This is a genomic window from Acetobacterium sp., from assembly GCF_039830195.1.
Classification (GTDB): Bacteria; Bacillota; Clostridia; order Eubacteriales; family Eubacteriaceae; genus Acetobacterium.
Genome location: NZ_JBDODG010000011.1, coordinates 162,987 through 188,487, shown reverse-complemented (window position 1 = coordinate 188,487; position 25,501 = coordinate 162,987). Strand labels below are relative to the sequence as shown.

29 protein-coding genes are annotated in these 25,501 nt (G+C 42.0%); all 29 read left to right on the top strand.

Annotated features, from left to right (window positions below):
* Nucleotides 1-12 precede the first annotated feature (12 nt).
* The 29 genes from ABGU93_RS04505 to trpS all read left to right on the top strand — a co-directional run bounded on the left by ABGU93_RS04505 (nucleotide 13) and on the right by trpS (nucleotide 25,292).
* Nucleotides 13-516: a diol dehydratase small subunit gene (locus ABGU93_RS04505; RefSeq protein WP_026396055.1), complete on the top strand. Its 504-nt coding sequence runs from the start codon at nucleotides 13-15 to the stop codon at nucleotides 514-516.
* 36 nt (nucleotides 517-552) lie between these two features.
* Entirely contained in the window at nucleotides 553-2,367 is a 1,815-nt protein-coding gene (locus ABGU93_RS04500) for a diol dehydratase reactivase subunit alpha (protein ID WP_347412300.1), read from the top strand.
* A 1-nt stretch (nucleotide 2,368) separates the two neighbouring features.
* Entirely contained in the window at nucleotides 2,369-2,743 is a 375-nt protein-coding gene (locus tag ABGU93_RS04495; RefSeq protein WP_347412367.1) for a glycerol dehydratase reactivase beta/small subunit family protein, read from the top strand.
* A 12-nt stretch (nucleotides 2,744-2,755) separates the two neighbouring features.
* Nucleotides 2,756-3,130, top strand: a complete 375-nt coding sequence (locus tag ABGU93_RS04490; RefSeq protein WP_347412299.1) for a BMC domain-containing protein — start codon at nucleotides 2,756-2,758, stop codon at nucleotides 3,128-3,130.
* Nucleotides 3,131-3,190: 60 nt separating this feature from the next.
* Nucleotides 3,191-3,844, top strand: coding sequence for a phosphate propanoyltransferase (locus ABGU93_RS04485; protein ID WP_347412298.1), 654 nt, complete (start codon nucleotides 3,191-3,193; stop codon nucleotides 3,842-3,844).
* Between the two features lie 4 nt (nucleotides 3,845-3,848).
* The gene (gene eutJ, locus ABGU93_RS04480) at nucleotides 3,849-4,673 is read left to right on the top strand and encodes an ethanolamine utilization protein EutJ (RefSeq protein WP_347412297.1); all 825 of its coding nucleotides are present in this window, start codon (nucleotides 3,849-3,851) and stop codon (nucleotides 4,671-4,673) included.
* Between the two features lie 24 nt (nucleotides 4,674-4,697).
* Nucleotides 4,698-5,537, top strand: a complete 840-nt coding sequence (locus ABGU93_RS04475) for a flavoprotein (RefSeq protein WP_347412296.1) — start codon at nucleotides 4,698-4,700, stop codon at nucleotides 5,535-5,537.
* 16 nt (nucleotides 5,538-5,553) lie between these two features.
* Nucleotides 5,554-5,832 (top strand): EutN/CcmL family microcompartment protein, encoded by a 279-nt coding sequence (locus tag ABGU93_RS04470; protein ID WP_014356937.1) that lies wholly within the window; start codon nucleotides 5,554-5,556, stop codon nucleotides 5,830-5,832.
* Nucleotides 5,833-5,844: 12 nt separating this feature from the next.
* A complete protein-coding gene (locus ABGU93_RS04465; RefSeq protein WP_347412295.1) occupies nucleotides 5,845-6,855 on the top strand; it encodes a cob(I)yrinic acid a,c-diamide adenosyltransferase in 1,011 nt (336 codons plus the stop codon).
* Between the two features lie 27 nt (nucleotides 6,856-6,882).
* Entirely contained in the window at nucleotides 6,883-7,293 is a 411-nt protein-coding gene (locus ABGU93_RS04460) for a heme-binding protein (protein WP_347412294.1), read from the top strand.
* A gap of 35 nt (nucleotides 7,294-7,328) precedes the next feature.
* Nucleotides 7,329-8,738 carry an aldehyde dehydrogenase family protein gene (locus ABGU93_RS04455; RefSeq protein WP_347412293.1) on the top strand — a complete coding sequence of 470 codons (1,410 nt, stop codon included), beginning with the start codon at nucleotides 7,329-7,331 and terminating at the stop codon, nucleotides 8,736-8,738.
* Nucleotides 8,739-8,752: 14 nt separating this feature from the next.
* Nucleotides 8,753-10,078, top strand: a complete 1,326-nt coding sequence (locus ABGU93_RS04450) for a 4Fe-4S dicluster domain-containing protein (protein ID WP_347412292.1) — start codon at nucleotides 8,753-8,755, stop codon at nucleotides 10,076-10,078.
* Nucleotides 10,079-10,101: 23 nt separating this feature from the next.
* Complete coding sequence (locus ABGU93_RS04445; protein ID WP_347412291.1) at nucleotides 10,102-11,058, top strand: hypothetical protein; 957 nt, start codon at nucleotides 10,102-10,104, stop codon at nucleotides 11,056-11,058.
* A gap of 60 nt (nucleotides 11,059-11,118) precedes the next feature.
* The gene (locus ABGU93_RS04440) at nucleotides 11,119-11,667 is read left to right on the top strand and encodes a BMC domain-containing protein (protein ID WP_026396043.1); all 549 of its coding nucleotides are present in this window, start codon (nucleotides 11,119-11,121) and stop codon (nucleotides 11,665-11,667) included.
* Nucleotides 11,668-11,810: 143 nt separating this feature from the next.
* The gene (locus ABGU93_RS04435) at nucleotides 11,811-13,070 is read left to right on the top strand and encodes a hypothetical protein (protein ID WP_347412290.1); all 1,260 of its coding nucleotides are present in this window, start codon (nucleotides 11,811-11,813) and stop codon (nucleotides 13,068-13,070) included.
* A 136-nt stretch (nucleotides 13,071-13,206) separates the two neighbouring features.
* Complete coding sequence (dnaX, locus tag ABGU93_RS04430) at nucleotides 13,207-14,961, top strand: DNA polymerase III subunit gamma/tau (protein ID WP_347412289.1); 1,755 nt, start codon at nucleotides 13,207-13,209, stop codon at nucleotides 14,959-14,961.
* An 81-nt stretch (nucleotides 14,962-15,042) separates the two neighbouring features.
* A complete protein-coding gene (locus ABGU93_RS04425; protein WP_347412288.1) occupies nucleotides 15,043-15,387 on the top strand; it encodes a YbaB/EbfC family nucleoid-associated protein in 345 nt (114 codons plus the stop codon).
* 6 nt (nucleotides 15,388-15,393) lie between these two features.
* Entirely contained in the window at nucleotides 15,394-16,002 is a 609-nt protein-coding gene (recR, locus tag ABGU93_RS04420; RefSeq protein ID WP_347412287.1) for a recombination mediator RecR, read from the top strand.
* 13 nt (nucleotides 16,003-16,015) lie between these two features.
* Complete coding sequence (gene ptsP / locus ABGU93_RS04415) at nucleotides 16,016-17,749, top strand: phosphoenolpyruvate--protein phosphotransferase (protein WP_347412286.1); 1,734 nt, start codon at nucleotides 16,016-16,018, stop codon at nucleotides 17,747-17,749.
* Between the two features lie 26 nt (nucleotides 17,750-17,775).
* Nucleotides 17,776-18,039 (top strand): HPr family phosphocarrier protein, encoded by a 264-nt coding sequence (locus tag ABGU93_RS04410; protein ID WP_347412285.1) that lies wholly within the window; start codon nucleotides 17,776-17,778, stop codon nucleotides 18,037-18,039.
* Nucleotides 18,040-18,135: 96 nt separating this feature from the next.
* Nucleotides 18,136-18,516 carry a YtxH domain-containing protein gene (locus ABGU93_RS04405; RefSeq protein ID WP_347412284.1) on the top strand — a complete coding sequence of 127 codons (381 nt, stop codon included), beginning with the start codon at nucleotides 18,136-18,138 and terminating at the stop codon, nucleotides 18,514-18,516.
* A gap of 15 nt (nucleotides 18,517-18,531) precedes the next feature.
* Nucleotides 18,532-18,888 carry a DUF948 domain-containing protein gene (locus ABGU93_RS04400; RefSeq protein ID WP_347412283.1) on the top strand — a complete coding sequence of 119 codons (357 nt, stop codon included), beginning with the start codon at nucleotides 18,532-18,534 and terminating at the stop codon, nucleotides 18,886-18,888.
* Nucleotides 18,889-18,976: 88 nt separating this feature from the next.
* Complete coding sequence (locus ABGU93_RS04395) at nucleotides 18,977-19,297, top strand: STAS domain-containing protein (protein ID WP_347412282.1); 321 nt, start codon at nucleotides 18,977-18,979, stop codon at nucleotides 19,295-19,297.
* Between the two features lie 23 nt (nucleotides 19,298-19,320).
* Entirely contained in the window at nucleotides 19,321-19,734 is a 414-nt protein-coding gene (locus tag ABGU93_RS04390) for an ATP-binding protein (protein WP_347412281.1), read from the top strand.
* Complete coding sequence (locus ABGU93_RS04385) at nucleotides 19,724-20,476, top strand: SigB/SigF/SigG family RNA polymerase sigma factor (RefSeq protein WP_207725423.1); 753 nt, start codon at nucleotides 19,724-19,726, stop codon at nucleotides 20,474-20,476. The genes ABGU93_RS04390 and ABGU93_RS04385 overlap by 11 nt, the downstream gene beginning before the upstream one ends.
* Nucleotides 20,477-20,576: 100 nt before the next feature.
* Complete coding sequence (gene fusA / locus ABGU93_RS04380) at nucleotides 20,577-22,658, top strand: elongation factor G (RefSeq protein ID WP_347412280.1); 2,082 nt, start codon at nucleotides 20,577-20,579, stop codon at nucleotides 22,656-22,658.
* Between the two features lie 130 nt (nucleotides 22,659-22,788).
* The gene (locus tag ABGU93_RS04375) at nucleotides 22,789-23,382 is read left to right on the top strand and encodes a xanthine phosphoribosyltransferase (RefSeq protein ID WP_347412279.1); all 594 of its coding nucleotides are present in this window, start codon (nucleotides 22,789-22,791) and stop codon (nucleotides 23,380-23,382) included.
* A gap of 4 nt (nucleotides 23,383-23,386) precedes the next feature.
* A complete protein-coding gene (locus ABGU93_RS04370) occupies nucleotides 23,387-24,199 on the top strand; it encodes an aspartate/glutamate racemase family protein (RefSeq protein WP_347412278.1) in 813 nt (270 codons plus the stop codon).
* Nucleotides 24,200-24,281: 82 nt separating this feature from the next.
* Nucleotides 24,282-25,292, top strand: coding sequence for a tryptophan--tRNA ligase (trpS, locus tag ABGU93_RS04365; protein WP_347412277.1), 1,011 nt, complete (start codon nucleotides 24,282-24,284; stop codon nucleotides 25,290-25,292).
* The last annotated feature ends 209 nt before the right edge of the window (nucleotides 25,293-25,501 follow it).

Genomic DNA, 25,501 nt, shown 5'->3' with positions numbered 1-25,501 from the left:
GAGGTGACCAGAATGACACAAGAACAAATGTTGGAACAAATCGTTAAACAAGTTATGAGTTCTATGAGTACCGCTGCAGCTCCAGCTCCAGCAGCTTGCGGAACCGTTACGAAAGCTGATTATCCAATCGGAGATAAAAGACCAGAACTGATCTTCTCTGCTACCGGAAAAGCTTACAAAGAATTAACCTTAGATAAATTATTAGCTGGCCAATTAACACCAGAAGATTTACGTATCAGACCAGAAACCCTTGAACTGCAAGCTCAAGTTGCTGAATCTGTAAAACGTGATGCATTTGCTAGAAACCTAAGAAGAGCTGCTGAACTGATCGCTGTTCCAGATGCTCGTTTATTAGAAATCTACAATGCCCTTCGTCCTTACAAATCTACAAAAGACGAATTATTGGCGATTGCTTCTGAACTTAAAAATCAGTACAACGCTCCAATTTCAGCTTCTTTAGTAGCAGAAGCTGCTGAAGTATACTACAACCGAAAAAGATCGAAAGAATTCTTATAGAATTAGCAGAATAGGAAGTGTTGGGAGGACTAACATATGATTATTGCAGGAATAGATATTGGAAATGCAAGTACTGAAACAGCTCTTGCCCGATATGTCGACGGAAAGCCTGAGTTTCTTTGCAGCGGTATCGTTGATACCACGGGGATGAAGGGTACACGTCAAAATATTCATGGAGTTTTCGCCTCTCTCAAGCAAGCCCTTGAAAAAGCTGGTTTAACCGTAGAAAATGTTGATTTAATCCGGATCAATGAAGCTGCTCCCGTTATTGGGGATGTAGCAATGGAAACAATTACGGAAACAATTATTACGGAATCAACCATGATCGGTCACAATCCCTCTACACCAGGGGGATTGGGGATCGGTGTGGGTGTGACCGTAGACATAAGAGAAGTTAATAATTGTGATAAGGGCGAGTCAGTTATCGTTGTTATCCCAAGAGAAGTGGATTTTGAAGATTCTTCTCGTATTATTAACCATGCTGTTAATAACGGCATATTTATTAATGGTGCCATTGTCCAACGTGATGATGGCGTTTTAATTAATAACCGACTTGTCAAAAAAATTCCGATTGTTGATGAAGTTTCACTGATTGAAAAGGTGCCGAGAAACATGCGCGCTGCCATTGAGGTTGCCGCACCAGGTTCGGTAGTCGAACAGCTATCAAACCCATACGGCATTGCAACCGTATTTGATTTAACATCCGATGAGACAAAGCAGGTTGTCCCTGTATCACGAGCCCTCATCGGAAATCGTTCAGCAGTTGTTATCAAAACGCCGGCAGGGGATGTCAAAGAAAGAAAAATCCCGGCTGGCCAAATCATTATTCAGGGTGCTAACAAAAAAGCCCAGGTTAATGTGGATGATGGTGCTGAAAAAATTATGGATGCAATACGTTCCGTAGCTCCTGTAGAAGATATTAAAGGAGAAGCTGGCACTAATGCCGGTGGAATGCTTGAAAAGGTCAGACAGGTCATGTCGAACCTGACAGATCAACTACCAAGTGCAATAAAAATTCAGGATTTATTAGCCGTTGATACTTTCGTACCACAATCAGTTAAAGGTGGGGTTGCGGAAGAATTTTCCATGGAAAATGCCGTTGGTATTGCCGCCATGGTTAAGGCCGATAAATTACAAATGAATATGATTGCCCATGAATTGGAAGCTGAACTGGGTGTAAAAGTTGAAGTGGGCGGAGTGGAAGCCGATATGGCGATCCGCGGCGCATTAACAACACCGGGAAGCAATAAGCCTTTAGCAATTATCGATATGGGTGCAGGATCGACAGATGCAGCAATTATTAACAGGGCAGGTGAAATCAAATCAATCCATTTAGCAGGTGCCGGAAATATGGTCACACTGCTCATCGCATCTGAGTTAGGATATGACAACATGGCTCTGGCGGAAGATATCAAAAAATATCCGTTAGCTAAGGTTGAAAGCTTATTCCATATTCGTCATGAAGATGGAACCGTTCAATTTTTTGACAAACCACTTGATCCCAGAACTTTTGCACGGGTTGTCATTTTGACACCAAATGGAATGATGCCCATGCCGGGCAACTACTCACTGGAACGTATTCGAGCAGTGCGTCGAGAAGCGAAAACAAAAGTATTTGTTGTAAATGCTATTCGTTCTTTAGAACGAGTCAGCCCCACCGGAAACGTCCGAGATATTGAATTTGTTACCTTAGTCGGAGGATCAGCCCTAGATTTTGAGATTCCGCAGTTAGTAACAGATGCCCTATCCAAGTACAGCATCGTTTCAGGACGGGCGAATATTAGAGGGGTTGAGGGTCCACGTAATGCAGTAGCCACCGGTCTCGTACTTGCTTACGAAGAAGGTGAATAAGATGCGGATGGATTTCGATGCTCCAAAACCAGAAATTAAAGTTGTACATGGCAAAAATATTACGTTTCAAAAGGTCGTTGACGAAGTATTACATGGAATCGAAGAAGAAGGTGTACCTTTTTCCATCGAAGAACTGGAAGAAACCAATCCGGTGGAGCTTGCTTTTAGAGGAGCGGAACTATCCCACCTTGGAGTTGGAATCGGAATTACCGAAAATGAAGTGGTGCTCCATTATATAAAATTAAAAGAGGATCATCCAATTTTTAAAATTCCATCCTACAGTGACGAGGCCACGCTACGAGCAATTGGAAGCAATGCCGCACGACTGGTAAAAAGAATGCCGTTTAAGAATCTAGATAATACTGAGCTGTCGTAAGGAGGGGTTAATTTGAATAGAGGAGAGGCCATTGGCCTAATAGAAGCTATTGGGTTGGCCACAGCGATTGAAGCTGCCGATGCGGCAGTCAAGTCAGCAAATGTCAGGCTGATTGGCTATGAAGCGTGTAAAGGCGACGGTATGTCTACCATCAAAGTGGCTGGCGATATTGGCGCAGTAAAAGCGGCGGTTGACGCGGCTACGGCTGCTTGTGCTAAGGGCCGGGGCGTTTGGGGAACCAAAGTGATCGCCAGACCCAGTGAAGGAATAGAAAAATTAATTTACAATAATCAGACAGTGGGTTATACACCGCCAATTGAGCCAAAAGCTGAAGTTGTCATTATAGAAGAAAATGAAGAAACAGCAGAAGAAACTACAGAAGAATAATCTCTGGAGTCTGCTGAATGATTCAGACAGAAGTGATCTTTTGAAGAAAAGGTGTTAAATATGAATGCAGACGAAAAAAAAGTTATTGAACAAATCGTAATCAATACCGTTAAAAAATTGATGGAAGAAAAAGACAGCCCGAATCGCGTTGTCTTGGGTATTTCCAATAAACACATCCATCTTTCCCAGGAAGATATTGAAACACTTTTTGGCAAAGGTTATGAGCTGACTAACATCAAAGACTTAAAGCAGCCAGGACAATATGCAGCAAAAGAATCGGTTAAAGTGATTGGACCCAAAGGAAGTTTTGACAAGGTTCGCATTTTAGGACCTGCCAGACCGGAAAGTCAAATCGAAATATCTTTAACTGATGCCAGAACCCTTGGAATTAAAGCCCCGGTTTGTGAATCAGGGAAACTAGAAGGCACCCCCGGAATTACACTCGAAGGACCATGCGGTTCAGTTACACTCAGTCAAGGCGTGATAGTCGCACTGAGACACATTCACATGCCCACAGATGTAGCTGAGCAACTTGGAATTAAAGATAAAGACTGGGTTTGTGTTGAAACAAGTGGTGTTCGAAAAACGATTTTCTGTAATGTACTAGCCCGAGTATCTGATAAATTCGACTATGAAATGCATCTGGATACTGATGAAGCGAATGCAGCAGGACTTAACAACGATGATTATCTAAAAATAATCCCAAACAGGTGAAATAATGGATTGGAAATCTGGTAACGACGCAATATTGGAATTTGCAGAATTGATACGAGGTAAAAAAGCCAATGCTTACACCGGTGAGCTGAAAGTTGGTGTCGATCTCGGGACTGCAAATATTGTCATCGCAGTGGTTGATGAGAACAATCGTCCCATCGCCGGAGCTACTCAAAGCGCGTCTGTTGTTCGCGATGGGATTGTTGTTGATTATCTCGGAGCGAGTCAAATCGTACGGAAACTTAAAGGAGAGGTTGAGGGGATCCTGGGTATTGACTTGACATATGCCAAGGCCGCCACAGCGATTCCTCCCGGTATCCTGGCGGGGAATACAAAGATTATTTCCAACGTGGTTGATTCAGCCGACTTTGTGGTAACAAATGTCGTTGATGAACCCACTGCAGCAGCAACCGTTCTTGGTATTCAAAATGGTGCTGTTGTGGATGTTGGGGGTGGGACCACCGGAATCAGTATTCTCAAAGATGGTGAAGTTATTTTCACAGCCGATGAAGCGACCGGAGGGACACATATGAGTCTGGTACTGGCAGGTTTTCATCATATAAGCTTTGAAGAAGCAGAGGAACTTAAAAAGAACGAATCACAGAAAAAGATATTTCCAATTATCAAACCCGTGGTACAGAAGATGGCATCCATTGTCAATCGCTTTGTGGTCGGGTACGACGTTGATGTTATTTATGTGGTTGGCGGGGCTTGTGTCTTTGATGATTTTGAGAAAATATTTGAAGATGAAACAGGCATCAAAACCATTAAACCAGTAGAACCATTATTGGTAACACCCTTAGGGATAGCCTTTAATTGTCAAAGGTAAGAAATGTGGTGATAGAATTTGGACATGGAGAAAATGCTCGAAAATGGTTTGTTGGATATACTTATTCAAAAAATCGTTGACGAGGTTGTCAGGCGAATAAAAAATCAACCTAAAAAAGCAGTTGTTTTCTTTACGGGAGCTACGATTGGTTTTAAAGAGTCGATGGATTCACTGTTGAAATTACAAAAAGATGGTTGGCAATTAAAAGTTGTTCTTTCTGATGATGGCATGAAGGTGTTAAATCCTGCTGCTATTCAAAAAGAATTGAATCTTGACGTGATTTATCACAGTGGCAACATCAAAAGCCAAAAAGAGCTATACGGATCGGCAGATATGTTTGTGATTGCAACTATGAGCGTGAATACAGCAGCCAAACTGGCTGTGGGAATAACCGATACAGTCTTGTTATCCCTCATAAATCACGGTTTTATGGCCGGTACGCCGGTGGTAGCAGCAGTCAATGCCTGTAATCCGGATGATCCCCAGAGAGCATCACTGGGGATGGGAAAATCGTCTCCAAAGTATCGAAAAATGTTGAATAACAATATTGAAACACTGCGCGATTTTGGAATGAAATTAGTAAGTGGCAAAGACTTGTATGCTACTTGTGTTGGTGGAACCCCCACAGAAGCGGATGCTTTAATCGTTGAAAAAACAGCGGCACCAGTCGGAAAAGAACCAGTAGCTAATCAGGTCGTAACTGTTAATAACAGCACGTGTCTGATTGATAAAAATGTTATCTCACGGGTCGATATTTTAAAAGCCCGGGGATCGAATGTGGTTAAGATACCATCTGGATCAATTTTAACAGGTTATGCTGCGGATGCTGCAAAGGAATTTGGGCTCCAGATTATCAGGATTTAATAAGGGTGGTGAATATATGCAGTTAGCAAAAGTAGTCGGAAACGTAGTATCAACCCAAAAAGATCCAAATCTTGTGGGATGTAAGCTGCTGATTATTAAAAAAATTGATGAATATGGCGAATTTGAAAAATATTCAAGTTCTTCTACAGCAATTGCCGTTGACTCGGTCGGTGCAGGTATTGGCGAAACAGTTATCGTAACATCGGGAAGTAATGCCCGTTATGTCTATGGTGATAAAATGGCTCCGCTTGATATGACCATTGTCGGCATTGTTGATGAAATTCAGATTGTGTAGTGGGGTGAAGAAATGCCAAATGTGTATACCCGAGGAGGGGACAAAGGTGAGACCGGCCTTTTTGGATCCAGTCGTACACCGAAGGATAATATCCGTGTCGATGCATATGGAACCATGGATGAAGCGAATTCGGCCATTGGTTTAGCGTATTCACTTTGCGAAGATAAAGATATCAAAGAAATACTACACTATTTACAGAAACGAATTTTTGTTCTAGGTGCTGAACTTGCCAGTGATGAAAAAGGCAAAACGATGCTGGCAGATAAAATTTCGCAGGCCGATGTTGATTACATGGAATGTACGATGGAACAGTATTTAGCAATTATTGGTCCCCAGAAAGCATTTATTATCCCTGGTGCCAATCCGGCATCAGCAGCACTTCATGTTGCGCGTACCGTTGTCAGACGGGGGGAGCGATTGATTGTAAAATATAATCGCGAAAGTGAAGAAAGTCGACCAGAATTAGTAAAATTCGTTAACCGACTGTCGGATACCCTTTTTGTTTTGGCCCGGACCGTGGAGTTTAATGGTTTCGTAAAAGAAATTGTCGACCGGGTAAAAGAAAAGCTGAATCTGTTGGAAACTGCGCAGGCGGGCATCGTTAATGGAGAAGCTTGTGAAAAAGATTATTCTTTACTCACTCTCGCTAAGAAAATGGCTGCCGCAGCCAGAGTTAAAGCAGAAGAAATCAATGTTCCCATTGTTTTTTCAGTTGTGGACTCAGGCGGAAATTTAGCCTACTTTGAACGCATGGAAGATGCGTTGATGGTCAGCATTGATATTTCTGTGAATAAGGCATATACTGCCAACGCACTGAAAATGTCCACCGACAAGGTTGCCGATGTGGTAAAAGAGGACGGCTCACTGTATGGCCTGCAATGGACCAATAATGGTCGCATGGTTGTATTTGGCGGCGGCTATCCCTTAAAACATAATGGCGAAGTGATTGGTGGAATTGGCGTTAGCGGCGGAAGTGTGGATGAAGATATGATCATTGCGAAGAGTGCTTTAGCTGTGTTATAAAATACTAATTAATCAGGAGGAAGAGAAATGACGACTACTGGAAAATTATTAGATATGGCAAAGAAAATGGCGGAAGCGGCTGCTGCAAAAGCAATCGAAATTGATGTACCAATGGTTATCGTAATCTGCGATGCCAGTGGCAACACCGTATTATTTAACCGGATGGAAGATTCTTTATTAGCTAGTATGGATATTGCGACCAATAAAGCTTATACTGCAGTTGCTCTAAAAATGGGCACCGATCAGGCAGCTGATCTTGCCAAGGAATCAGGACAACTTTTTGGAATCGCGACCTGCGATAAAGGGAGAATGGTTGTTTTTGGCGGCGGCTTCCCTATCTTCGAAGGGGATAAAATCATCGGCGGTATCGGAGTAAGCGGCGGAAGTGTTGCTGAAGACATGACTGTTGCACAAGCTGGACTTGACGCACTAAAATAAGACAAAAAATTAACACGATCCAGGAGGTACCTCGTATGAATATAGATACCACAGGTATAGAATATATTGTAAAAAAAGTAATGGCAGAAATTGATTGTGCAGAAGAAGGCGGAAAGCCTCTCAAAGATGGAGAATTGGGTATTTTTAATGACATGGAAAATGCCATTGATGCAGCCTTTACAGCTCAAAAATCTTTTATGAGAGAGTCTTTGGCATATCGAAGTAAACTGATTGCCGCGATGCGAGCTGAAATGCTCAAAAAAGAGAATATGGAAATGATTTGCCAGATGGCTGTTGAAGAAACAGGTATGGGAAATTATGAGCATAAACTTTTAAAACACGAATTGGCGACCGTTAAAACGCCAGGAGTTGAAGATCTGGTGGCTGAAGCATTTACCGGTGATGATGGTTTAACTTTAATTGAACAATCTCCATTTGGCGTAATTGGTTCAGTTTCACCTTCAACTAACCCCAGTGAAACAGTTATCTGTAATTCAATCGGGATGCTGGCAGCAGGAAATACAGTCGTATTTGCGCCACATCCCAGTGCTAAAAAAACTAGCGCTTTAACAGTTAAACTGCTCAACAAAGCAATTTTAGAAGCTGGCGGCCCAGAAAACCTGATCGTTACAACAGCAGAGCCAACTATTGACAGTGCGAACACCATGTTTGCCAGTCCTAAAATTACTCTGTTATGTGCAACCGGTGGTCCAGGGGTTGTTAAAACGGTCTTGCAAAGCGGAAAAAAAGCTATTGGTGCCGGAGCGGGAAATCCCCCAGCATTGGTTGATGAAACAGCCGATATTGAAAAAGCTGGAAAAGATATTATTGACGGTTGTTGTTTCGATAATAACTTGCCATGTATCGCCGAAAAAGAAGTTGTTGTTGTTGAACAAGTCGCTGACTACCTGATCTTCAACATGAAGAAAAATGGCGCTTATGAACTCAAAGATGCCAAAAAAATTGCCGAATTAGAAGAACTTGTTATACCTGGTGGTCGTTTAAGCCGCGATTATGTAGGTAGAAGTGCAAAAGTAATTCTAAAAGGAATTGGCATTGAAGTTGATGACTCCGTTCGGGTAATCATTATGGAAACCAGCAAAGATCATATCTTTGCGGTTGAAGAGTTGATGATGCCAATCCTTCCAATTGTTCGGGTAAAAAACATTGCCGAAGGAATTGACCTGGCGGTAGCTCTTGAGCATGGTAACCGACATACTGCGATCATGCATTCAACAAATATCAATAACTTAACTGAAATGGCAAAAAGAGTGCAAACCACTATTTTTGTTAAAAACGGTCCTTCATACGCTGGTATCGGTGTAGGCGGCGAAGGTTATACAACCTTTACCATTGCCGGTCCGACCGGTGAAGGTCTGACATCTGCTAAGACATTTACTCGTAAAAGAAGATGTGTATTAGTAGGAGGATTTACGATTAAATAATAGAGGTGTTGTTCATGAGCGCAAATTTAGTAGAATTGGTACAAAATGCTGGCATCGTTGGTGCTGGCGGGGCAGGGTTTCCAACCCAGGTCAAATTAAATTGTACGGTTGATACAGTAGTTGTCAACGGTGCAGAATGCGAACCACTATTGCGCGTTGATCAACAACTGATGGCACTGGAGGCTGTTAAAATGTTAACAGCTCTTCAGGCTGTTATGGATCAAACACAAGCAAAGGAAGGCATTATTGGCCTCAAGAAGAAATATACACCTGCTATTGAAGCATTAAACAAAGAATTAGCGGCATTTCCAAAGATTAGAATGCATTTATTAAAAAATTTCTATCCTGCTGGAGATGAACAGGTTCTGGTTTATGAAACGACAGGTCGGATTGTTCCTGAAGCCGGGATTCCGTTAAATGTTAATACATTAGTAATAAATGTGGAGACACTTTTGAACATTTATGATATAATGGTAAACAATAAACCGGTTACAGAGACATATTTGACACTAACTGGCGAGGTTAAGAATAAGCTTACAACAAAGGTACCTTTGGGTATTACGGTTCGTGAAGCTTTGGAATTAGCCGGAGGAACAACCATTGAAGATTTTGTCGTGATAAACGGCGGACCAATGATGGGAAAAATCGTCGATTTAGAGTCAACGATTACAAAAACAACCAAAGGACTGATCGTTTTAGCAAAAAATCATCCATTGATTATTTCTAAAACAAAGTCCATCAAGGAAACCATGAAAATGGCAGGGATGGCTTGTATGCAATGTAACTATTGTACTGAGCTATGTCCGAGATACGCTTTGGGTCATAACCTGGAACCCCATAAATTAATGCGGATCGCCGCCTATGGTTCAACCTGCGACACGTCCACTCAAGCTACAAACGCTTTTCTATGCTGTGAATGTGGCTTATGTCAATATGCATGTGTAATGGACCTACAACCTTGGAAGTTCAATACCATGCTCAAGCGAGAACTTGGAAGCAAAGGGATCAAAAATCCTCATCACAATGTACCAACATCAGCTGTGCCCTTCAGAGAAGGCAAACAGTTTAACGTTTACCGTTTAGTATCACGATTGGGACTGACGAAGTATGATCTTCCGGCCCCGATGGTTGAAACGGATAAGACGTTTTCTAAAGTCAACCTATTATTGTCACAACATATAGGTGCTCCTGCAGTAGCAGTTGTAAACGTTGGAGATCATGTGGAACGAGGACAACTTATCGGGGATATCCCTGAGGGTAAACTGAGCTCAAAAGTTTTTGCTAGTATTAGCGGTAGGATTTCAGCCGCGGATAGTGAAAAAATCACTATCGAGTCCTAAATCATATTTTAAGGGGGATAATTATGGACTTTACAATGTTAATCGCCGCATTTGGCGGTGGCGTCTTAGCCACATTTATGGGCGGGATCACAGCCTTTGTTTTCACCGGTTTAACCGTTTTAGCGGCAATCATGGGTGGAGATTTTGGAGCTCCTGCAATTGGTATTATTAGTTTTGGTTCTTGGTTTGGTCCACATGTTGCCTTCGCTGGTGCTGTAGCCGGTGCTGCGTTTGCAATGACAAGAAATCATATTGAAAATGGTCAAGATATCGTAACTCCACTTGTAAAATTTGGCGATCCGATGGTATTGATCGTTGGTGGTATCTTCGGTATGGTTGGTTTCTTGATTCAATACATTGTTGGACCACTGGTTGGACCAATGATCTTTAGTGGTATTCTTGGAGAAGGCGCTGCTGGTTGGACAGACACCGTTGCTTTCACTGTAATGCTTTCTGGTATTATTGTACGTTTAGTATTTGGTAAAACAGGTCTGACAGGAAAAACACCAGCAGGCGAAAAACGCGAATGGATCTCAACTGGAAGCCGTTTAGGATTCGTTCTTACTTACGGCGCTGGTATTGGTATCTTAATCGGTGGTGTTGCTGCTACATTAGGAACCCTTGGATTAGTAGATGGCGTTGCTGAAGCAGCTTACTTATTCTCAATGACTCCAGTTATTGGTTTCTCTATCGCTGCAATTTCTCTGATCCTGATCATGTGTGGAGTATACTTTGAAGGATGGCATCATATTGTCCTTCCTGCAGGTTCAACTGCAGTAATCGTATTCTCAGCTACATTAAATCCTTTTGCTGCTATTATTGGCGCAGCAATCACAGGTATGTTTACAGCTTTCGTAGGCGAATGGGCTGCAAAAACTCTTAACAGTCATTGCGATACCCATATCGACCCTCCAGCAGTAACTATTTTCATTACACAAACAATCAACTTCGTAATTTTAGGCGGACTAATTTTAGTTTAATCTTTAATTGAAGTATCTGGTAAAAAAATAAACATTCACAGTATAGAAAGAAGTGGTATTTTGAAAAAAGCAGTTGGTTTTATGGAATTTAAGAGCATTCCAGTTGGTATAGAATCCACTGATGAAATGCTGAAATCCGCAAATGTTGAGCTGCTGATGGCATCACCCTTATGCCCAGGAAAATACGTCAGTATTATTGCTGGAGATGTGGGCGCCGTCGAAGCATCAATAAAGAATGGAGCACATGTGGGTGGTATCCATATGTTAGAATCACACGTTATACCGAATATTCACCCCGATGTTTTACCGGCCATGTTAGGTGCAGGTGAAATTGGTGATGTGAAATCTCTTGGTATTGTTGAAACGATTAATGCAATCTCATCAATTTTGATCGGAGATATTTGTGCGAAAGCATCAAACGTAGAACTCCTTGAAATTCGAATTGCTAGAGGCTTGGGTGGTAAAGGCTTTGTATTAATCACTGGTGAAATTTCTTCTGTTAAGATGGCCATTCAAACGGCACAAACAGAGATGGCAGAGTCGAATCTCATTACGAGTTATTCGGTTATTGCATCTCCGCATAAGGATATTGCTAAGATCCTGTTTTAACAAAAGATAAAAAATTAAAATGTATAAAAAACAAATGGCTTCGGTCATTTGTTTTTTATACACAAGATTTCTATTTTTTATAAGTGCTCCAAGGCCATTTATAAAAAATAGAACGATACTACGTCATTAAAAAGGAGATCGTCATGGCTCGAAAAAGTAAACCTAAATCACAATTACTAAAAGACACTGCTATTCAAAATACTTTGGATACATCGAATTCAAGTGAAGTGGGGAATGAAGAAGTGGGAAAATTGGATGATTTCATAAAAAAGGTTGGCAGAGTGATCACAGGTAAAGAGGAAAATGCCGAGGATTTGAGTGACAACAAACCCCAGGGAATTAACGAAACAAAAACTGATAAAACAGATGTGGAAGCCAAGGCAGAAGCGAAAGCAAAGAAAGCAGCAGAAGCGAAAGCCAAGAAAGAGGCAGAAGCTAAAGCGAAGACAGAAGCAGAAGCCAAAGCGAAGGCAGAAGCAGAAGTAAAAGCGAAGGCAGAGGCAGAAGCCAAAGCGAAGGCTGCAGCTGAAGACAAAGCAAAGGCAGCAGCAGAAGCTAAAGCCAAGGCGGAAGCAGAAGCTAAAGCCAAGGCAGCAGCAGAAGCTAAAGCAAAGGCGGAAGCAGAAGCCAAAGTAAAGGCAGCAGCAGCTAAAGTAAAGGCAGCAGCAGAAGCTAAAGCCAAGGCGGAAGCAGAAGCTAAAGCGAAGGTAGAAGCAGAGGCCAAAGCGAAGGCAGAAGCAGAGGCTAAAGCAAAGCAAGCAGCAGAAGTAAAAGCCAAAAAGGAAGCCGAAGCAAAGACAAAAGCAGCTGCGGAAGCAAAAGCGAAACAAGAAGCCGAAGCTAAAATTCATGCAGAGTTTGAAGAAGCCGAAGCAAAAGCAAAAGAGCTTGCCCAAAAAGCAGCTGAGGCGAAAGCTGAAGCTGAAAAGAAGGCTAAAGTTGTAGCAGCAAAATCCAAGGATCTAATCGAAAAAGTTCATAAAAAAGTTCAGAATGATGCTGTCGCAATAAAAAAAGCGGCTGAAAATAAAAAAGCGCTGGAAGAAGCAAAAAAACAACAAGAAGTAAAAAAACAGGCGGAAATTAAAGCAAAAAAAGAAGCTGAAGAAGCAGCCAAATTAAAAGCTGAACAGGAAGAAGCAAAAAAAATAGAACTTGCACGTCTTAAAGAAGCTGAAGACAAAGCGAAAAATAAAATTGAGTTGGAGAAACGTCTTCGCAATGAAATCAGAAACAAAGCGAAAGAATTACAAGAATTAACGGCAAGAGCCACTGAACGGGCCATTGCAAAAGAAAAGAAAGTGCGAGCAGAAATTGCTGAAAAAAGACAGAAAGCGCAAGCCGAAAAAGAACAGGCCAGAAAAGCTAAAAAAGAAAAAGACCTGCCATTTCATCTTTTATAAAAGTTTAGGAAGTTCCTTTTAAAAAGGAGCTTCTTTTTTTACTAGTCATGCTGTGGCTGACGCATGCTTTTGGCTATACAATTAATTAAGATTGTAATATAATAAAACCATTAAAGTACAGGATAAAGAGGGAACAATGGCATATTTAGCGCTCTATCGAAAATATCGGCCGCAAACCTTTGATGAGGTGGTCGGTCAGGACAGTATAACCCGTATACTGAAAAATCAAATCAAGTTTAATCGGATCGGACACGCCTACCTTTTTTCAGGGATCAGAGGAACGGGAAAAACCTCATTGGCAAAAATATTTGCAAAGGCCATTAATTGTCCTAATGGTGTTGATGGAAATCCATGCAATCAATGTGAGGTTTGTCTTAAAATAGATCGGCCAGGGGTCATGGACATCATCGAAATTGATGGTGCATCTAATCGGGGCGTGGATGAAATTCGTGAAATTCGAGAACGAATAAAATATCCCCCAACAGTAGGCAAATATAAGGTTTACATTATTGATGAAGTCCATATGCTCACCAAGGAAGCGTTTAATGCTCTATTGAAAACGCTTGAAGAACCACCCGAGCATGCAGTATTTATACTGGCCACCACAGAACCCAATAAGTGTCCAGTGACGATATTGTCCCGATGTCAACGCTATGAAATACGGCCAATTCCCAAAGCTCTTATCATCGAACAGATGAAAAAGATCTGTCAAGACATTCAGATCTCTATGTCAGACGAAAGCTTTGATTTTATAGCAACCCGGGGCGAAAACTCAATGAGAGATTCCCTTAGTTTATTAGATCAGATCATCGACCTGAAAGATGAAACAGGACGAGTCAATTTCAGTGATTTGCTGGCATTCACAGGTATGGCAGATAAACAGAGCATTTTCGATTTGGTGGAACGTATCGTTTCTCATGATAGTGCCGGGGTATTAACCAGCTTAAGAGAACTGGTCAGTAATGGTAAAGATAATATTTTATTGATGGATCAGTTGATCGAATTTATGCGGGGCATACTGATTACAAAGACAGCAAAAGAGACAGCTAAAGAAATTTTGCTCTGTACCATTGAAGATTTTGCAGGCTATGAGAAATTAAGTGGAGAACTGACATTTGAACAATTATACCAGATGATCAGCCAACTCATTGAAGAAAAAAATAAACTCAAATACAGCAGCCTCCAGGGGATTATTGTGGAAATGGCCCTATTAAAACTTTGTCTGGGAGATCAAATGACTGTAGCGCCCCCGAGAACGACAGCCGTTTCCCCCAAAAAAGAGATTAAACCACTCTCGCCGACGCATTCTCAAAGTAAACCGACAATTAAAACAGTTATAACAGAAAACCAGCCCCAACTCAAAAATCAGCTTTCTGATAGCCATCTGCTGGAAAATGAATTTGATGATCAGGAAGAGGATCGATTCGTACCAGGTGTTGAAACCATAGAAGCGATGTCAGAAAGTAGAGTTGGAGTCGAACTAGCGGAGCAAGATAAAGCAGAAGCCCAACCATTGTCAGAAAAAAAAGTGAAAACCAGCAGCAGGCATGATGGCATGAGGTTTTTTAAAATTCTCTGCGATGAAATCGGAAAAACGAACTCCGGTCAGGCGATGTTTTTAAAAAGGGGCGAACCGGAATTGGAGGATGAAGGACATCTGTCAATTGTCTATTCTGTGGAAAACAAGAATTTCTATCAGTTTGTGAATAAAGCAGAGCTGATTAAAGGCTTTGAAACGGCGCTGCTTCAGAAAACGGGAAAACCTGTCACCGTCACAATAAAATTAGAAGAAGAAAATTTCCATGAGTTAGATCTAGTCGAAAAAACCCTGAGAATCGTCAACGATGAGGCGGTCAAAGTAATCAAAACCGAGGATGAACTTGAAAATTAGGTTAAAAAGATAGTGATATCCATCGACTATTAGTGTTATAATAATGGAGTTATTAAGAATTGAAAACCATAGGAGGATAGAATGGCAAAAAGAAAAATGCCGGCCGGAATGGGCGGCGGTAACATGAATAATATGATGAAACAAGTGCAGAAAATGCAACAAGATATGGCTAAATTGCAGGAAGAACTGGAAGAGCGTGAAGTTGAAGCGACAGCTGGCGGCGGAGCTGTTAAAGTAGTGGCAACCGGCAAAAAGACCATTTTGTCGATAAAGATTGACCCGGAAGTAATTGATGAAGATGACATCGAAATGCTGGAAGACCTGGTACTGGCGGCGGTCAATGAAGCCATTGTTAAAGCAGAGGATATGGTCAACGCTGAAATGGGGAAAATTACCGGTGGCATGAATATACCGGGTTTAATGTAGGTTACAATGGGCTATTACCCAAAAACCCTTGAGCGGTTGGTTCTGGAGCTGGGTAAACTACCAGGTATCGGAGAAAAATCAGCTCAACGACTAGCATTTCATATTATCAATCTCTCAGAGGAAGAAATTTCAAGCCTATCCGAGGCATTAGTGTCAGCAAAATCAAAAATAGTGTTGTGCCAGAAGTGTTTTACCATCACGGATAAAGAAATCTGTGATATCTGTGAGAATCCCAAGCGGGATCAGCAAACCATTTGTGTGGTCCAAAACAGCCGGGATATTTTCGCAATTGAAAAAACCCGGGAATACAACGGCCTTTATCATGTCCTGCATGGCGCTATCTCACCACTTGACGGGATTGGTCCCCAGGACATTAAAGCCCGAGAACTACTATTGCGTATTGGCGAAAGCGATATTAAAGAGGTCATCATGGCGACAAACGCGACAGTCGAAGGCGAAGCTACAGCCATGTATTTAGGAAATCTGATCAGTCCGCTTGGCGTCAAGGTTACCCGCTTGGCTAAGGGTATCTCCATCGGTGCGGACCTTGAATATACAGATGAAATCACATTAATCAAAGCCTTTGAAGGAAGAAATGAGCTAACCTTTAAATAAAGGAGAATTAAAGATGTTTGTAAAAGAAGGAATTATTGCATCACCGGGTATTGTTATTGCTAAGGCACTTGTTTACGAAAAGATCCTGATCGAAGTAAACAAGAATAAAGTTGAAGATACCGATACCGAAATTGTCAAATTTCAGAATGCGGTACAAACAAGCCATGAACAATTAGAGACGATTCGCATAAAAGCCATCAGTGAGCTTGGGGAAGAAGAAGGAGCAATCTTTGAAGCCCATGCCATGGTTCTGGATGATCCGGAATTCGTAGAAGGTGTCGAAGCAGAAATCAATGACAATCACCTGGGTGCTGATTATGCGGTTAAGATCGTCACGGACCGGTTTTATGAAATCTTTGATCAGATGGATGATCCCTATTTCAGCGCCCGGGCAGCCGATATTAAAGACGTAGGTACCCGGGTACTCCAGAATATTCTAGGGATTGTCCAAGCAGACTTGTCCAAATTGGATGAAGATGTAATTATTATTGCCGACGATTTGACTCCATCAGATACGGCACAAATGGATAAAAAACGGGTGATGGGTTTTGCCACCAATATTGGAAGTCGAACATCCCATACCGCCATTATGGCACGAAGCCTGGAAATACCAGCGGTGCTCGGCTTGGGTGATATCACTGAAACTGTCAAAACAGGCGATTTGATGGTTGTTGACGGACTGACCGGAAAGGTGTGCGTTAATCCCACGAGTGAACAGTTAGAATCATATGAAAAAGAAAAACTGAAATACCAGAATTATTTGAAAGAACTGGAAGAGCTCAAAGATTTGGATGCCATCACTTTAGATGGCAGAAAAGTCGAATTAGTCGGAAATATCGGTGAGCCCAATGACGTGGCTGGAGTATTGAAGAACGGTGGCGTCGGGGTGGGACTCTATCGAACTGAGTTTTTATACATGAATAGCGATGTGATGCCCAGTGAAGAAAAGCAGTTCGCTGCTTACCGTTCGGTTTTGGAATCTTTTCCCAACGGCCCGGTAATAATTCGTACTCTGGATATTGGCGGCGATAAAAAACTGCCATATTTGCCAATGGATGAAGAACTGAATCCATTTTTGGGTTTACGGGCAATCCGTCTTTGTTTTAAAGAGATTGGTTTGTTCAAAATTCAGCTCAGAGCAATTTTAAGAGCCAGTGTTTATGGCCATGCCTACATCATGTTTCCGATGATTTCATCAATTACCGAGGTCAGGCAGGCGAAGGCGATCCTTTTGGATTGCATGAAAGAATTGGATGAAGAACAGCTACCATATGACAAGGCTGTCAAGGTAGGAGTGATGATCGAAATTCCATCGGCTGCCATTGCCGCTGATATTATTTCAAAAGAGGTTGATTTCTTCAGCATCGGTACTAATGATCTCTGTCAGTATACCCTGGCGGTGGACAGAATGAATCAGGAAGTGTCCTACCTGTATGATCCATTTAATCCGGCCATTTTACGCCTGATTAAACAGGTCACCGCAGCGTCGGATAAGCGAGACAACTTTTTCACCGGGATGTGCGGCGAAATGGCTGGGGATCCTTTGGCAGCTGTATTACTGTTAGGATTAGGTCTTTATGAATTCAGCATGAGCGCCCTGTCGATTCCCCAGATTAAAAAGATTATTCGCAATGTCCGTTATGAAGATGCGAAAGATATTGCTGATGCTGCTCTAAATATGGAAACCGGCGAAGAAATATTAGACTTTGTTCAAGACTCAATGAAAAAATTAAATATAAATTTATAGAATAAGAAACATTAGGAGGAATTACAATGATAAAAAAAGAAGTCACCGTTTTAAATGCAACAGGTTTACACGCACGACCTGCGTCAATGTTTGTTCAAACTGCCGGTAAGTTCAAGTCAAAAATATTTGTGATTAAAGAAGGAAATTCAATTAATGCAAAAAGTATTATGGGCATCATGGCTGGCGGAATATCCCAGGGAACAACCATTGAAATTCAGGCCGAAGGCGAGGATGAAACTGAAGCAGTAGACGCATTGGTACAATTAATCAATGATAAATTTGGCGAATAGTTTCTTTGAAATAAAAAATAAATAAATAACTGTTAATTAAGGGTCTTTTGAGGTAAAATGTAGTAAATATCACAATGAAAAGTGGAGGAATTTAAAATGAGCAGTAACAAATTATATTTTGTTGGCGGACTTTTTCTGGGAACCATCATTGGCGGAACACTGGGTGTATTATTGGCCCCTGACGCTGGAGAGCAAACCCGAAAAAAATTAGCTGAAGGCACAGAAGAAGCCCTGGGCAATGCCTATGATCAAGCCGTGGAATATGGTGAAAATCTCAAAGAACAATTCCAGGACATGCAAGAACAATTTACTGAACGGGTTAATGAATACAAAAACCAGATCGAAAGCAAAATTCAGGAAATTCAGGATGAAGTTGAACAGGATATTGCTGATTTAAACGAAGAACTGGAAGCCCTAGAAAAAGAAGAAGCAGAATTGACTGAAGAAGCTGAAACTGCAGATAAAGAAGAAGCGTAAGGGTTGGAACAATAAATGATAACGTTAAATTTTAGCTTGTGGGAATTAGCTCTGTTATTAGTGGGGGTTGCCTTTGTGGTTGGAACGGTTTATTTAGTGAAACTGTTTAAAAGTTTGGCGGCAACCTTTGACACAACCACCAAGCTGATGGAAGACAATCGTCTGGCGCTTCGCAGTATGATGGAAAATGCCGATGAAATAACCAAATCGACAGCTCATATTGTGGATAAGTCCAGTTTGATGGTAGATGAGGTTGAAGTAGCCTTGAATACGATTAAGCAGGATGTGATTGATCCAGTGGTGAAAGCTGCATCGGTGCTAAAAAGAGGCTTGGGAGTTTTTCAAAACAGGAATAGAAAAGATAAGGTATAGGCCGTGGATTACAGCCCTAGGCCCAATGACGGTGAACACCTCATTGGGTCTAGTTTTGGATAGCGATTAATTGTGAAATGGAGATTATATGAACAGTAAGAACATAATTGAAATGGGAAAAACAAATATGGTCAGCATTAGGGGCGAAATCGATATTTATTCTATTGAAAAATTCAGAGAAACCATTGAAGAAAAAATAAAGACACAGGCACCGGAAATTATTCTGGATTGTTCCGAGTTATCCTATATGGACAGTACTGGTATGGGTGTTTTAATTGAACTCCGCAATAAAACAAAAGAATTGGGTCAAAAGATTATTATGATGAATCCCCGGCCTAATATCAGAAAATTATTAGCTCTTACAGGGGTTGATAAAATAATTGAAATCGTGGACAATCCTGTTAATTAAGCAAATCGAGAAGGGGAAGAAGAATGGATAGTATAAAACTGACACTGCCAACAAAACCAGAATATGTCAGTCTGGCACGTCTTACAATTGCGTCAGTAGCAAACAATATGGGTTTTTCCATAGGTGATGTGGAAGATTTAAAAGTTGCCGTATCCGAGGCCTGTACAAACGCCTTAAACCATAGTAAAAACCCGGATACGACTTATGATTTGACCTATGTTGTGGAGAATCAGAAATTGGTCTTTACAGTAACAGATCGAGGCGTCGGTTTTGAACCTGAGACTGTGGCGATGCCGGATCTAAACGGCAAGCAACTAGGTGGTTTTGGTTTATTTATCATCAAATCACTAATGGATAGGGTGGAGATTATTAGTGAGCAAGGATCAGGAACCTCAATTACCATGATAAAGAACCTATCGACGACCCATGAAGTATGAGCGAAAAATCAGTAAAGAAGATGTTAAAAAGTTATTTGCCGAGTACGAAGAGACCAGGGATCGCGAATTAAGGGACCTGATTATCGAGAATTATCTTTATATACCAAAGATTCTATCACGAAAGTATGGGCATAAAAGTGGCGATAATGAAGATATTTTCCAGGTTGCCTGTTTAGGCTTGATGTATGCCGTGGAGCGCTTTGATGTCAGTCGCGGCTATGAGTTTGATACCTTTGCGACACCAACGATAATTGGCGAAATTAAACGTTATTACCGGGATCGGGAGTGGCTGATTCGCATACCGAGGAAGGTGCAGGATCTTAACCGTGAAATTAATCAAACCCGGACAACCCTTGAACATAAACTGATGCGGTCGCCAACCATCTCCGAAATTGCCGTTTATCTGGAAATATCAGAGGAAAGCATAATCAAAGCCATGGAAAGCAGCAATGCTTATTATCCCAAATCGCTATCAATGGAATACGAAAGCAATCAGGATGGCCAGGAAGTAAGTCTGATGGATCTATTGGGAAACCTGGATAACAACATGGAAAATGTTGAGAACATTGATCTTTTAAAGCAAAAAATTCAGTCACTTAATCCGGTCGAACGGATTATTGTGGAACAGCGGTTTTTCCGGGGAAAAACACAAAAGGAAGTGGCAGAGTATATTAATAAATCCCAGATGACTGTATCGCGCATTGAAAAGAAAGTGATGAAAAAGATAAAAGAGGATCTATAAATAAATCTTTTTGTAGATTATTTTTTAGAAATATTATAAAATAGCTTTATACAAAAAAAACCAATTAAATCATTGGCAAAATAAGCGAGGGGGAAACAGCATGAAAACGTATCCAACAAAGAACATCCGTAACATTCTTATACTAGGTCACGGTGGGAGCGGAAAAACAACCTTGACTGAAGCATTGGCATTTAATGCAGGTGCCGTTGATCGTATGGGAAAAATTGACGAGGGAAATACCCTATCGGACTTTGATCCAGAAGAAAAAAGACGAAAGTTTTCAATTTCATCATCTATTATTCCTTTAGAATTTGGTGGACATAAGATCAATCTTATTGATGTGCCAGGTTATTTTGATTTTATTGGGGATGCCTATGCGGCGCTTCGCGTGGCTGATGGCGTTGTTATCGTACTTGACGCTCTGTCTGGCGTTCAGGTAGGAACTGAAAAAGCCATTGAACTTTTAGAAAAAGCAAATATTCCAGCAATCATCGTTGTTAATAAAATGGATCGGGAAAATGCCACCTTTTCAAAGGTCATGGACGAGTTAAAAGAAACCTTTGGTAATAAGGTCGTTCCGTTCGAATTACCGATGGGTGAGGGCGAAGAGATGAATGGTGTTGTTAACATCGTTGATTTAACTGGTAGCCAGAGAAAAGATAACCGCTGCTTTGATGTGCCCATCACGGACGAAATGAAAGCAGAACTGGAACCCTATCGGGACATGATTATGGAGTCAGTAGCCCAGACCAGTGAAAGTCTGATGGAAAAATATTTCGAAGGTGAAGAACTGACCCGGAATGAAATCCATACCGGTATTCGTCAGGGGATCGATAACGGTGAAATAATCCCGGTATTATGTACTTCAGCAACCTTAAACATTGGCGTTGAAACCCTGGAAAATATGATTATTGAATATCTGCCATCGCCAGGTAAGGGGAAATTTGAAGTCGGGAAAGATCCTCGTGATAAAAAAGAAATCGAACGTAAATGCAGCAACAATGAACCTTTTTCGGCACTGGTATTTAAAACCATCGCTGACCCTTATGTTGGCAAGTTATCAATTTTCAAAGTGATGTCAGGGGTCCTTGATCATTCTGTCGAGGTTTATAATGCGACTCAGGAAGTGAAAGAAAAAGCTAATCATATTTATGTTTTAAGAGGAAACAAACAGATCGAGGTTGAAAAATTGGAAGCCGGGGATATTGGAGCGTTTTCCAAGTTAAATGATACGGTCACCGGGGATACATTAACCAGCATCAAATCGCCGATTGTTTATGATAAAATAGAATTACCAAAACCGATTATCGCCATGGCTATTGAACCAAAAACCAAGGCAGATATTGATAAACTGGCCACCGGACTGCATCGATTGGTGGAAGAAGATCCGACCATGACGGTGAGCCGTAATAAGGAAACCAAGCAAACCCTGGTATCTGGTTTGGGCGAAATGCATCTGGAAATTATTTCCCAAAAACTGAAACAGAAATTTGGGGTTGATGTCAATCTGGTAGACATGAAGGTTCCTTACCGGGAGACCATTAAGAAAAAAGCAACAGCAGAAGGAAAACACAAAAAACAATCCGGTGGAAGCGGCCAGTTTGGCCACGTCTGGATTGATTTCGAACCGGGTAATGATCCGAATGCACCGTTTGAATTTGTTGATAAGGTTGTTGGCGGTGCGGTACCCCGAAACTTTATTCCGGCCGTTGAAAAGGGTCTTGAAAACTGTATGATTGAAGGGGTTCTGGCTGGCTATCCGGTAACCGGTGTCAGAGCGACTTTATACGATGGTTCCTATCATGCCGTGGATTCCGATGAAATGTCCTTTAAAATGGCAGCTACTGCGGCATACCGTAAAGGTATGAAAGAAGCAGCGCCAGTTATCCTGGAACCCATTTATCACATTGATATCACCGTACCGGAAGAGTATATGGGCGATATTATGGGCGATTTAAACAAAAAACGCGGACGCATTATGGGCATGGAATCAGCATCAGGCGGAAAACAACGAATTCTGGCTGAGGCACCTCTGGCAGAAATGTTTAAGTATGCCACCGAGCTGCGCTCGATGACTCAGGCCCGCGGCGAGTTCGCCATGGAGTTTGTCCGTTACGAAGAAGCGCCGATGATCATTGCAGAAAAAGTCATTGCTGCGGCACAAAAAGAAAAAGAACAATAAAGCTGACTTTAAACTGAGGCGGGAAGAAATTCCCGCCTTTCTTTCTGCGATGAAACGGAGTGGAATCGTGGTTGTCCAAATCCATAAGAGTATGTTATAATAATTCGATTAGGATACGAAGGAGCAGTCAATGGAATTATTAGAGCAAAAAATCAGACAAGAAGGTCGCGTCAAAGGCCAGGGAATCCTCAAGGTGGATTCTTTTTTAAATCACCAGTTGGATGTGGAACTATTTGAAGAAATGGGAAAGGCTTTTGCCAAACGCTTTGCCGGAGAGGGAGTCAATAAAATCCTGACCATCGAGACATCAGGAATTGCCATTGCAACCAGTACCGCCAGGTACTTTGACTATTGTCCGGTGGTTTTTGGAAAAAAATATGTGTCGCTAAATTTAGATGAGGAAATTTATTCCAGTGATGTCTATTCCTATACTAAACAGCAGGCCTATAAAATTATGGTATCAAAAAAATATTTAAACCCAACGGATCGTATTTTAATTATCGATGATTTTCTGGCCAATGGCAAGGCGGTCGAAGCCTTAATCGAATTAATTAATCAGGCCGGTGCCACCCTGGTGGGTGTCGGCATTGCCATTGAAAAAGGCTTTCAGGATGGTGGGGCATTGATCCGACAGCAGGGAATCGCTTTGGAATCTTTGGCAATCATTGACGACATGAGTGAGGAAAAAGGAATAATCTTCCGTGATCAATCAGGAAAGAAGTGAAAAGATGGACAACAATGGACCCATTGGCGTCATCGATTCGGGTATCGGTGGTTTTACCGTCCTGAAAGCACTGCAAGACCGACTGCCCAATGAAAATTATCTCTATTTTGGCGATTCGATGCGGATGCCCTATGGCGAGCGGGAAAATGACGAGTTGATCATGTTGGCCAATACGATAATCAGTGATCTGGAAAATAGAGGGGTTAAAGCCGTGGTTTTAGCCTGCAATACCCTGTCATCTCTGATTGTTGAACTGAGCGCCCGGGTACCGCTGTTCAGCGTCATCGAAGCTGGTGTTCAGGAAACCCTCAACTGGCGGGACCGCGGCCTGGTAGGACTGATCGCTACCACAGCCACGGTTAAAAATCGGGGCTATGAAAAGGAACTGGAGCTGTGGACCCGGGAGGTCGAGTATATTGCCCAGGGAACCCATACCCTGGCCAAGGTTATCAATGATGGTCAAGGTGATTTGAAAATTTTAAAAAATAATATTCGTGAAGCCGTTGAACCAATTTTACTAAAGGGCATCAAAAAAGGCATCGTCATTGAAGAACTGCTACTGGGGTGTACCCATTTTCCGATTGTGGCAGTCACGATTCGACAGATGTACCCGGAGTTGGAGCTGATCAACCCGGCCAATGGCCTGGTTCGGCAGCTAAACAAACACCTGACCGAGTTTAACTATTTCAACACCCAGGACGAGGTGGGCAGCACCAAAATTCTGACCACCGCCGATTATGATATTTTCGAGCGAATGATCAAAGAATTGGAACTTGATTGTGATGCTCTGGAACTGACAGAACTGAACCTACCCTGATTCAGCTGATCACAGCATTTTAAAGAGATCATGGCAGTTGCTTGATACTAAGAATGAACTGCCATTAAAATAAGGAGTAACTATGACAACAGAAGCACCAGTAAAAAAAATAGTATATAGTGGCATTCAGCCATCGGGAACCTTTACCATCGGCAATTATTTTGGCGCCATGAAAAACTGGGTAACGATGCAGGAGGACTATCGCAGTCTTTTCTGTGTGGTGGATCTTCATGCCATCACCATGCCTCAAAATCCGGCCGATCTGCGCAGACGGACCTATGAGTCGATTGCGTTGCTGTTAGCACTGGGCATTGATCCCGAAAAATCGATTCTTTATGTCCAATCGATGGTGCCGGAGCATTCGGAACTGGCCTGGATTTTAAATTGTTCAACCTATATGGGCGAACTGAGCCGGATGACTCAGTTTAAAGATAAATCCCAAAAGCAGGGAGAAAATATCCGGGTTGGTCTTTTTGACTATCCAGTGCTGATGGCTGCCGATATTCTGCTTTATCAAACCGATTTAGTACCGGTGGGCAATGACCAACGCCAGCATGTCGAACTGGCCCGGGACATCGCCATTCGTTTTAACCAGAATTTCGGCAATGTCTTCAAGGTGCCGGAAGCATATTTTGGCGAGTCCGGAGCACGGATCATGAGTCTTCAGGAACCAGGCCGAAAAATGTCCAAGTCAGATGAAAACGCCAATGCTTTTATTTCGTTACTGGATGACTCTAAGACCATTGTCAAAAAGTTTAAACGGGCCGTCACCGATTCGGATATGGCCGTTTATCATAATCGCGAAGAAAAGCCCGGGGTTTCCAACTTAATGGAAATCTATTCCTGTGCCACTGGAAAAAGCCTCGAGGAAATCACCCGGGAATTTGACGGTAAGGGCTATGGCGATTTCAAGCTGGCTGTTGGCGAAACGGTCGCCGATACCCTGCTACCGGTTCAAAACGAGTATCATCGGCTGCTGAGTGAGAAGGCTTATCTGGAACAGATTATGCATGTCCATGCCGAAAAGGCTTCCCAGATTGCCTGGCGAACCCTGTCAAAGGTGCGCAAAAAAGTAGGTTTTGTGACCGTATAATAAGGGTGCACGTAATGTTGCCGTACCGACCAATTGTTAATCTGTTGTACGCTGCGGAATCGGACAGGCGATGCCGTGTCCGCTCCGATGCGTACAACATGATATAACAATTGTCGGTACTACGTTGTATCTATCGACAGTTTTGATCACCATCTTTTATAATAAGGATGGTGATTTTTTAAAATAGCGGATAATTCGTGATGTAAAAT

Excerpts from the sequence above, each read along its gene's own strand:
- ABGU93_RS04445 (WP_347412291.1), top strand. The coding sequence starts at position 10,102 with ATGGACTTTACAATGTTAATCGCCGCATTTGGCGGTGGCGTCTTAGCC.
- ABGU93_RS04390 (WP_347412281.1), top strand. The coding sequence starts at position 19,321 with ATGGATAGTATAAAACTGACACTGCCAACAAAACCAGAATATGTCAGT.
- ABGU93_RS04450 (WP_347412292.1), top strand. The coding sequence starts at position 8,753 with ATGAGCGCAAATTTAGTAGAATTGGTACAAAATGCTGGCATCGTTGGT.
- ABGU93_RS04495 (WP_347412367.1), top strand. The coding sequence starts at position 2,369 with ATGCGGATGGATTTCGATGCTCCAAAACCAGAAATTAAAGTTGTACAT.
- ABGU93_RS04385 (WP_207725423.1), top strand. The coding sequence starts at position 19,724 with ATGAAGTATGAGCGAAAAATCAGTAAAGAAGATGTTAAAAAGTTATTT.
- ABGU93_RS04460 (WP_347412294.1), top strand. The coding sequence starts at position 6,883 with ATGACGACTACTGGAAAATTATTAGATATGGCAAAGAAAATGGCGGAA.
- ABGU93_RS04505 (WP_026396055.1), top strand. The coding sequence starts at position 13 with ATGACACAAGAACAAATGTTGGAACAAATCGTTAAACAAGTTATGAGT.
- ptsP (WP_347412286.1), top strand. The coding sequence starts at position 16,016 with ATGTTTGTAAAAGAAGGAATTATTGCATCACCGGGTATTGTTATTGCT.
- ABGU93_RS04435 (WP_347412290.1), top strand. The coding sequence starts at position 11,811 with ATGGCTCGAAAAAGTAAACCTAAATCACAATTACTAAAAGACACTGCT.
- trpS (WP_347412277.1), top strand. The coding sequence starts at position 24,282 with ATGACAACAGAAGCACCAGTAAAAAAAATAGTATATAGTGGCATTCAG.
- recR (WP_347412287.1), top strand. The coding sequence starts at position 15,394 with ATGGGCTATTACCCAAAAACCCTTGAGCGGTTGGTTCTGGAGCTGGGT.
- eutJ (WP_347412297.1), top strand. The coding sequence starts at position 3,849 with ATGGATTGGAAATCTGGTAACGACGCAATATTGGAATTTGCAGAATTG.
- ABGU93_RS04500 (WP_347412300.1), top strand. The coding sequence starts at position 553 with ATGATTATTGCAGGAATAGATATTGGAAATGCAAGTACTGAAACAGCT.
- ABGU93_RS04425 (WP_347412288.1), top strand. The coding sequence starts at position 15,043 with ATGGCAAAAAGAAAAATGCCGGCCGGAATGGGCGGCGGTAACATGAAT.
- ABGU93_RS04475 (WP_347412296.1), top strand. The coding sequence starts at position 4,698 with ATGGAGAAAATGCTCGAAAATGGTTTGTTGGATATACTTATTCAAAAA.
- fusA (WP_347412280.1), top strand. The coding sequence starts at position 20,577 with ATGAAAACGTATCCAACAAAGAACATCCGTAACATTCTTATACTAGGT.
- ABGU93_RS04470 (WP_014356937.1), top strand. The coding sequence starts at position 5,554 with ATGCAGTTAGCAAAAGTAGTCGGAAACGTAGTATCAACCCAAAAAGAT.
- ABGU93_RS04410 (WP_347412285.1), top strand. The coding sequence starts at position 17,776 with ATGATAAAAAAAGAAGTCACCGTTTTAAATGCAACAGGTTTACACGCA.
- ABGU93_RS04370 (WP_347412278.1), top strand. The coding sequence starts at position 23,387 with ATGGACAACAATGGACCCATTGGCGTCATCGATTCGGGTATCGGTGGT.
- dnaX (WP_347412289.1), top strand. The coding sequence starts at position 13,207 with ATGGCATATTTAGCGCTCTATCGAAAATATCGGCCGCAAACCTTTGAT.
- ABGU93_RS04455 (WP_347412293.1), top strand. The coding sequence starts at position 7,329 with ATGAATATAGATACCACAGGTATAGAATATATTGTAAAAAAAGTAATG.
- ABGU93_RS04395 (WP_347412282.1), top strand. The coding sequence starts at position 18,977 with ATGAACAGTAAGAACATAATTGAAATGGGAAAAACAAATATGGTCAGC.
- ABGU93_RS04465 (WP_347412295.1), top strand. The coding sequence starts at position 5,845 with ATGCCAAATGTGTATACCCGAGGAGGGGACAAAGGTGAGACCGGCCTT.
- ABGU93_RS04485 (WP_347412298.1), top strand. The coding sequence starts at position 3,191 with ATGAATGCAGACGAAAAAAAAGTTATTGAACAAATCGTAATCAATACC.
- ABGU93_RS04405 (WP_347412284.1), top strand. The coding sequence starts at position 18,136 with ATGAGCAGTAACAAATTATATTTTGTTGGCGGACTTTTTCTGGGAACC.
- ABGU93_RS04375 (WP_347412279.1), top strand. The coding sequence starts at position 22,789 with ATGGAATTATTAGAGCAAAAAATCAGACAAGAAGGTCGCGTCAAAGGC.
- ABGU93_RS04400 (WP_347412283.1), top strand. The coding sequence starts at position 18,532 with ATGATAACGTTAAATTTTAGCTTGTGGGAATTAGCTCTGTTATTAGTG.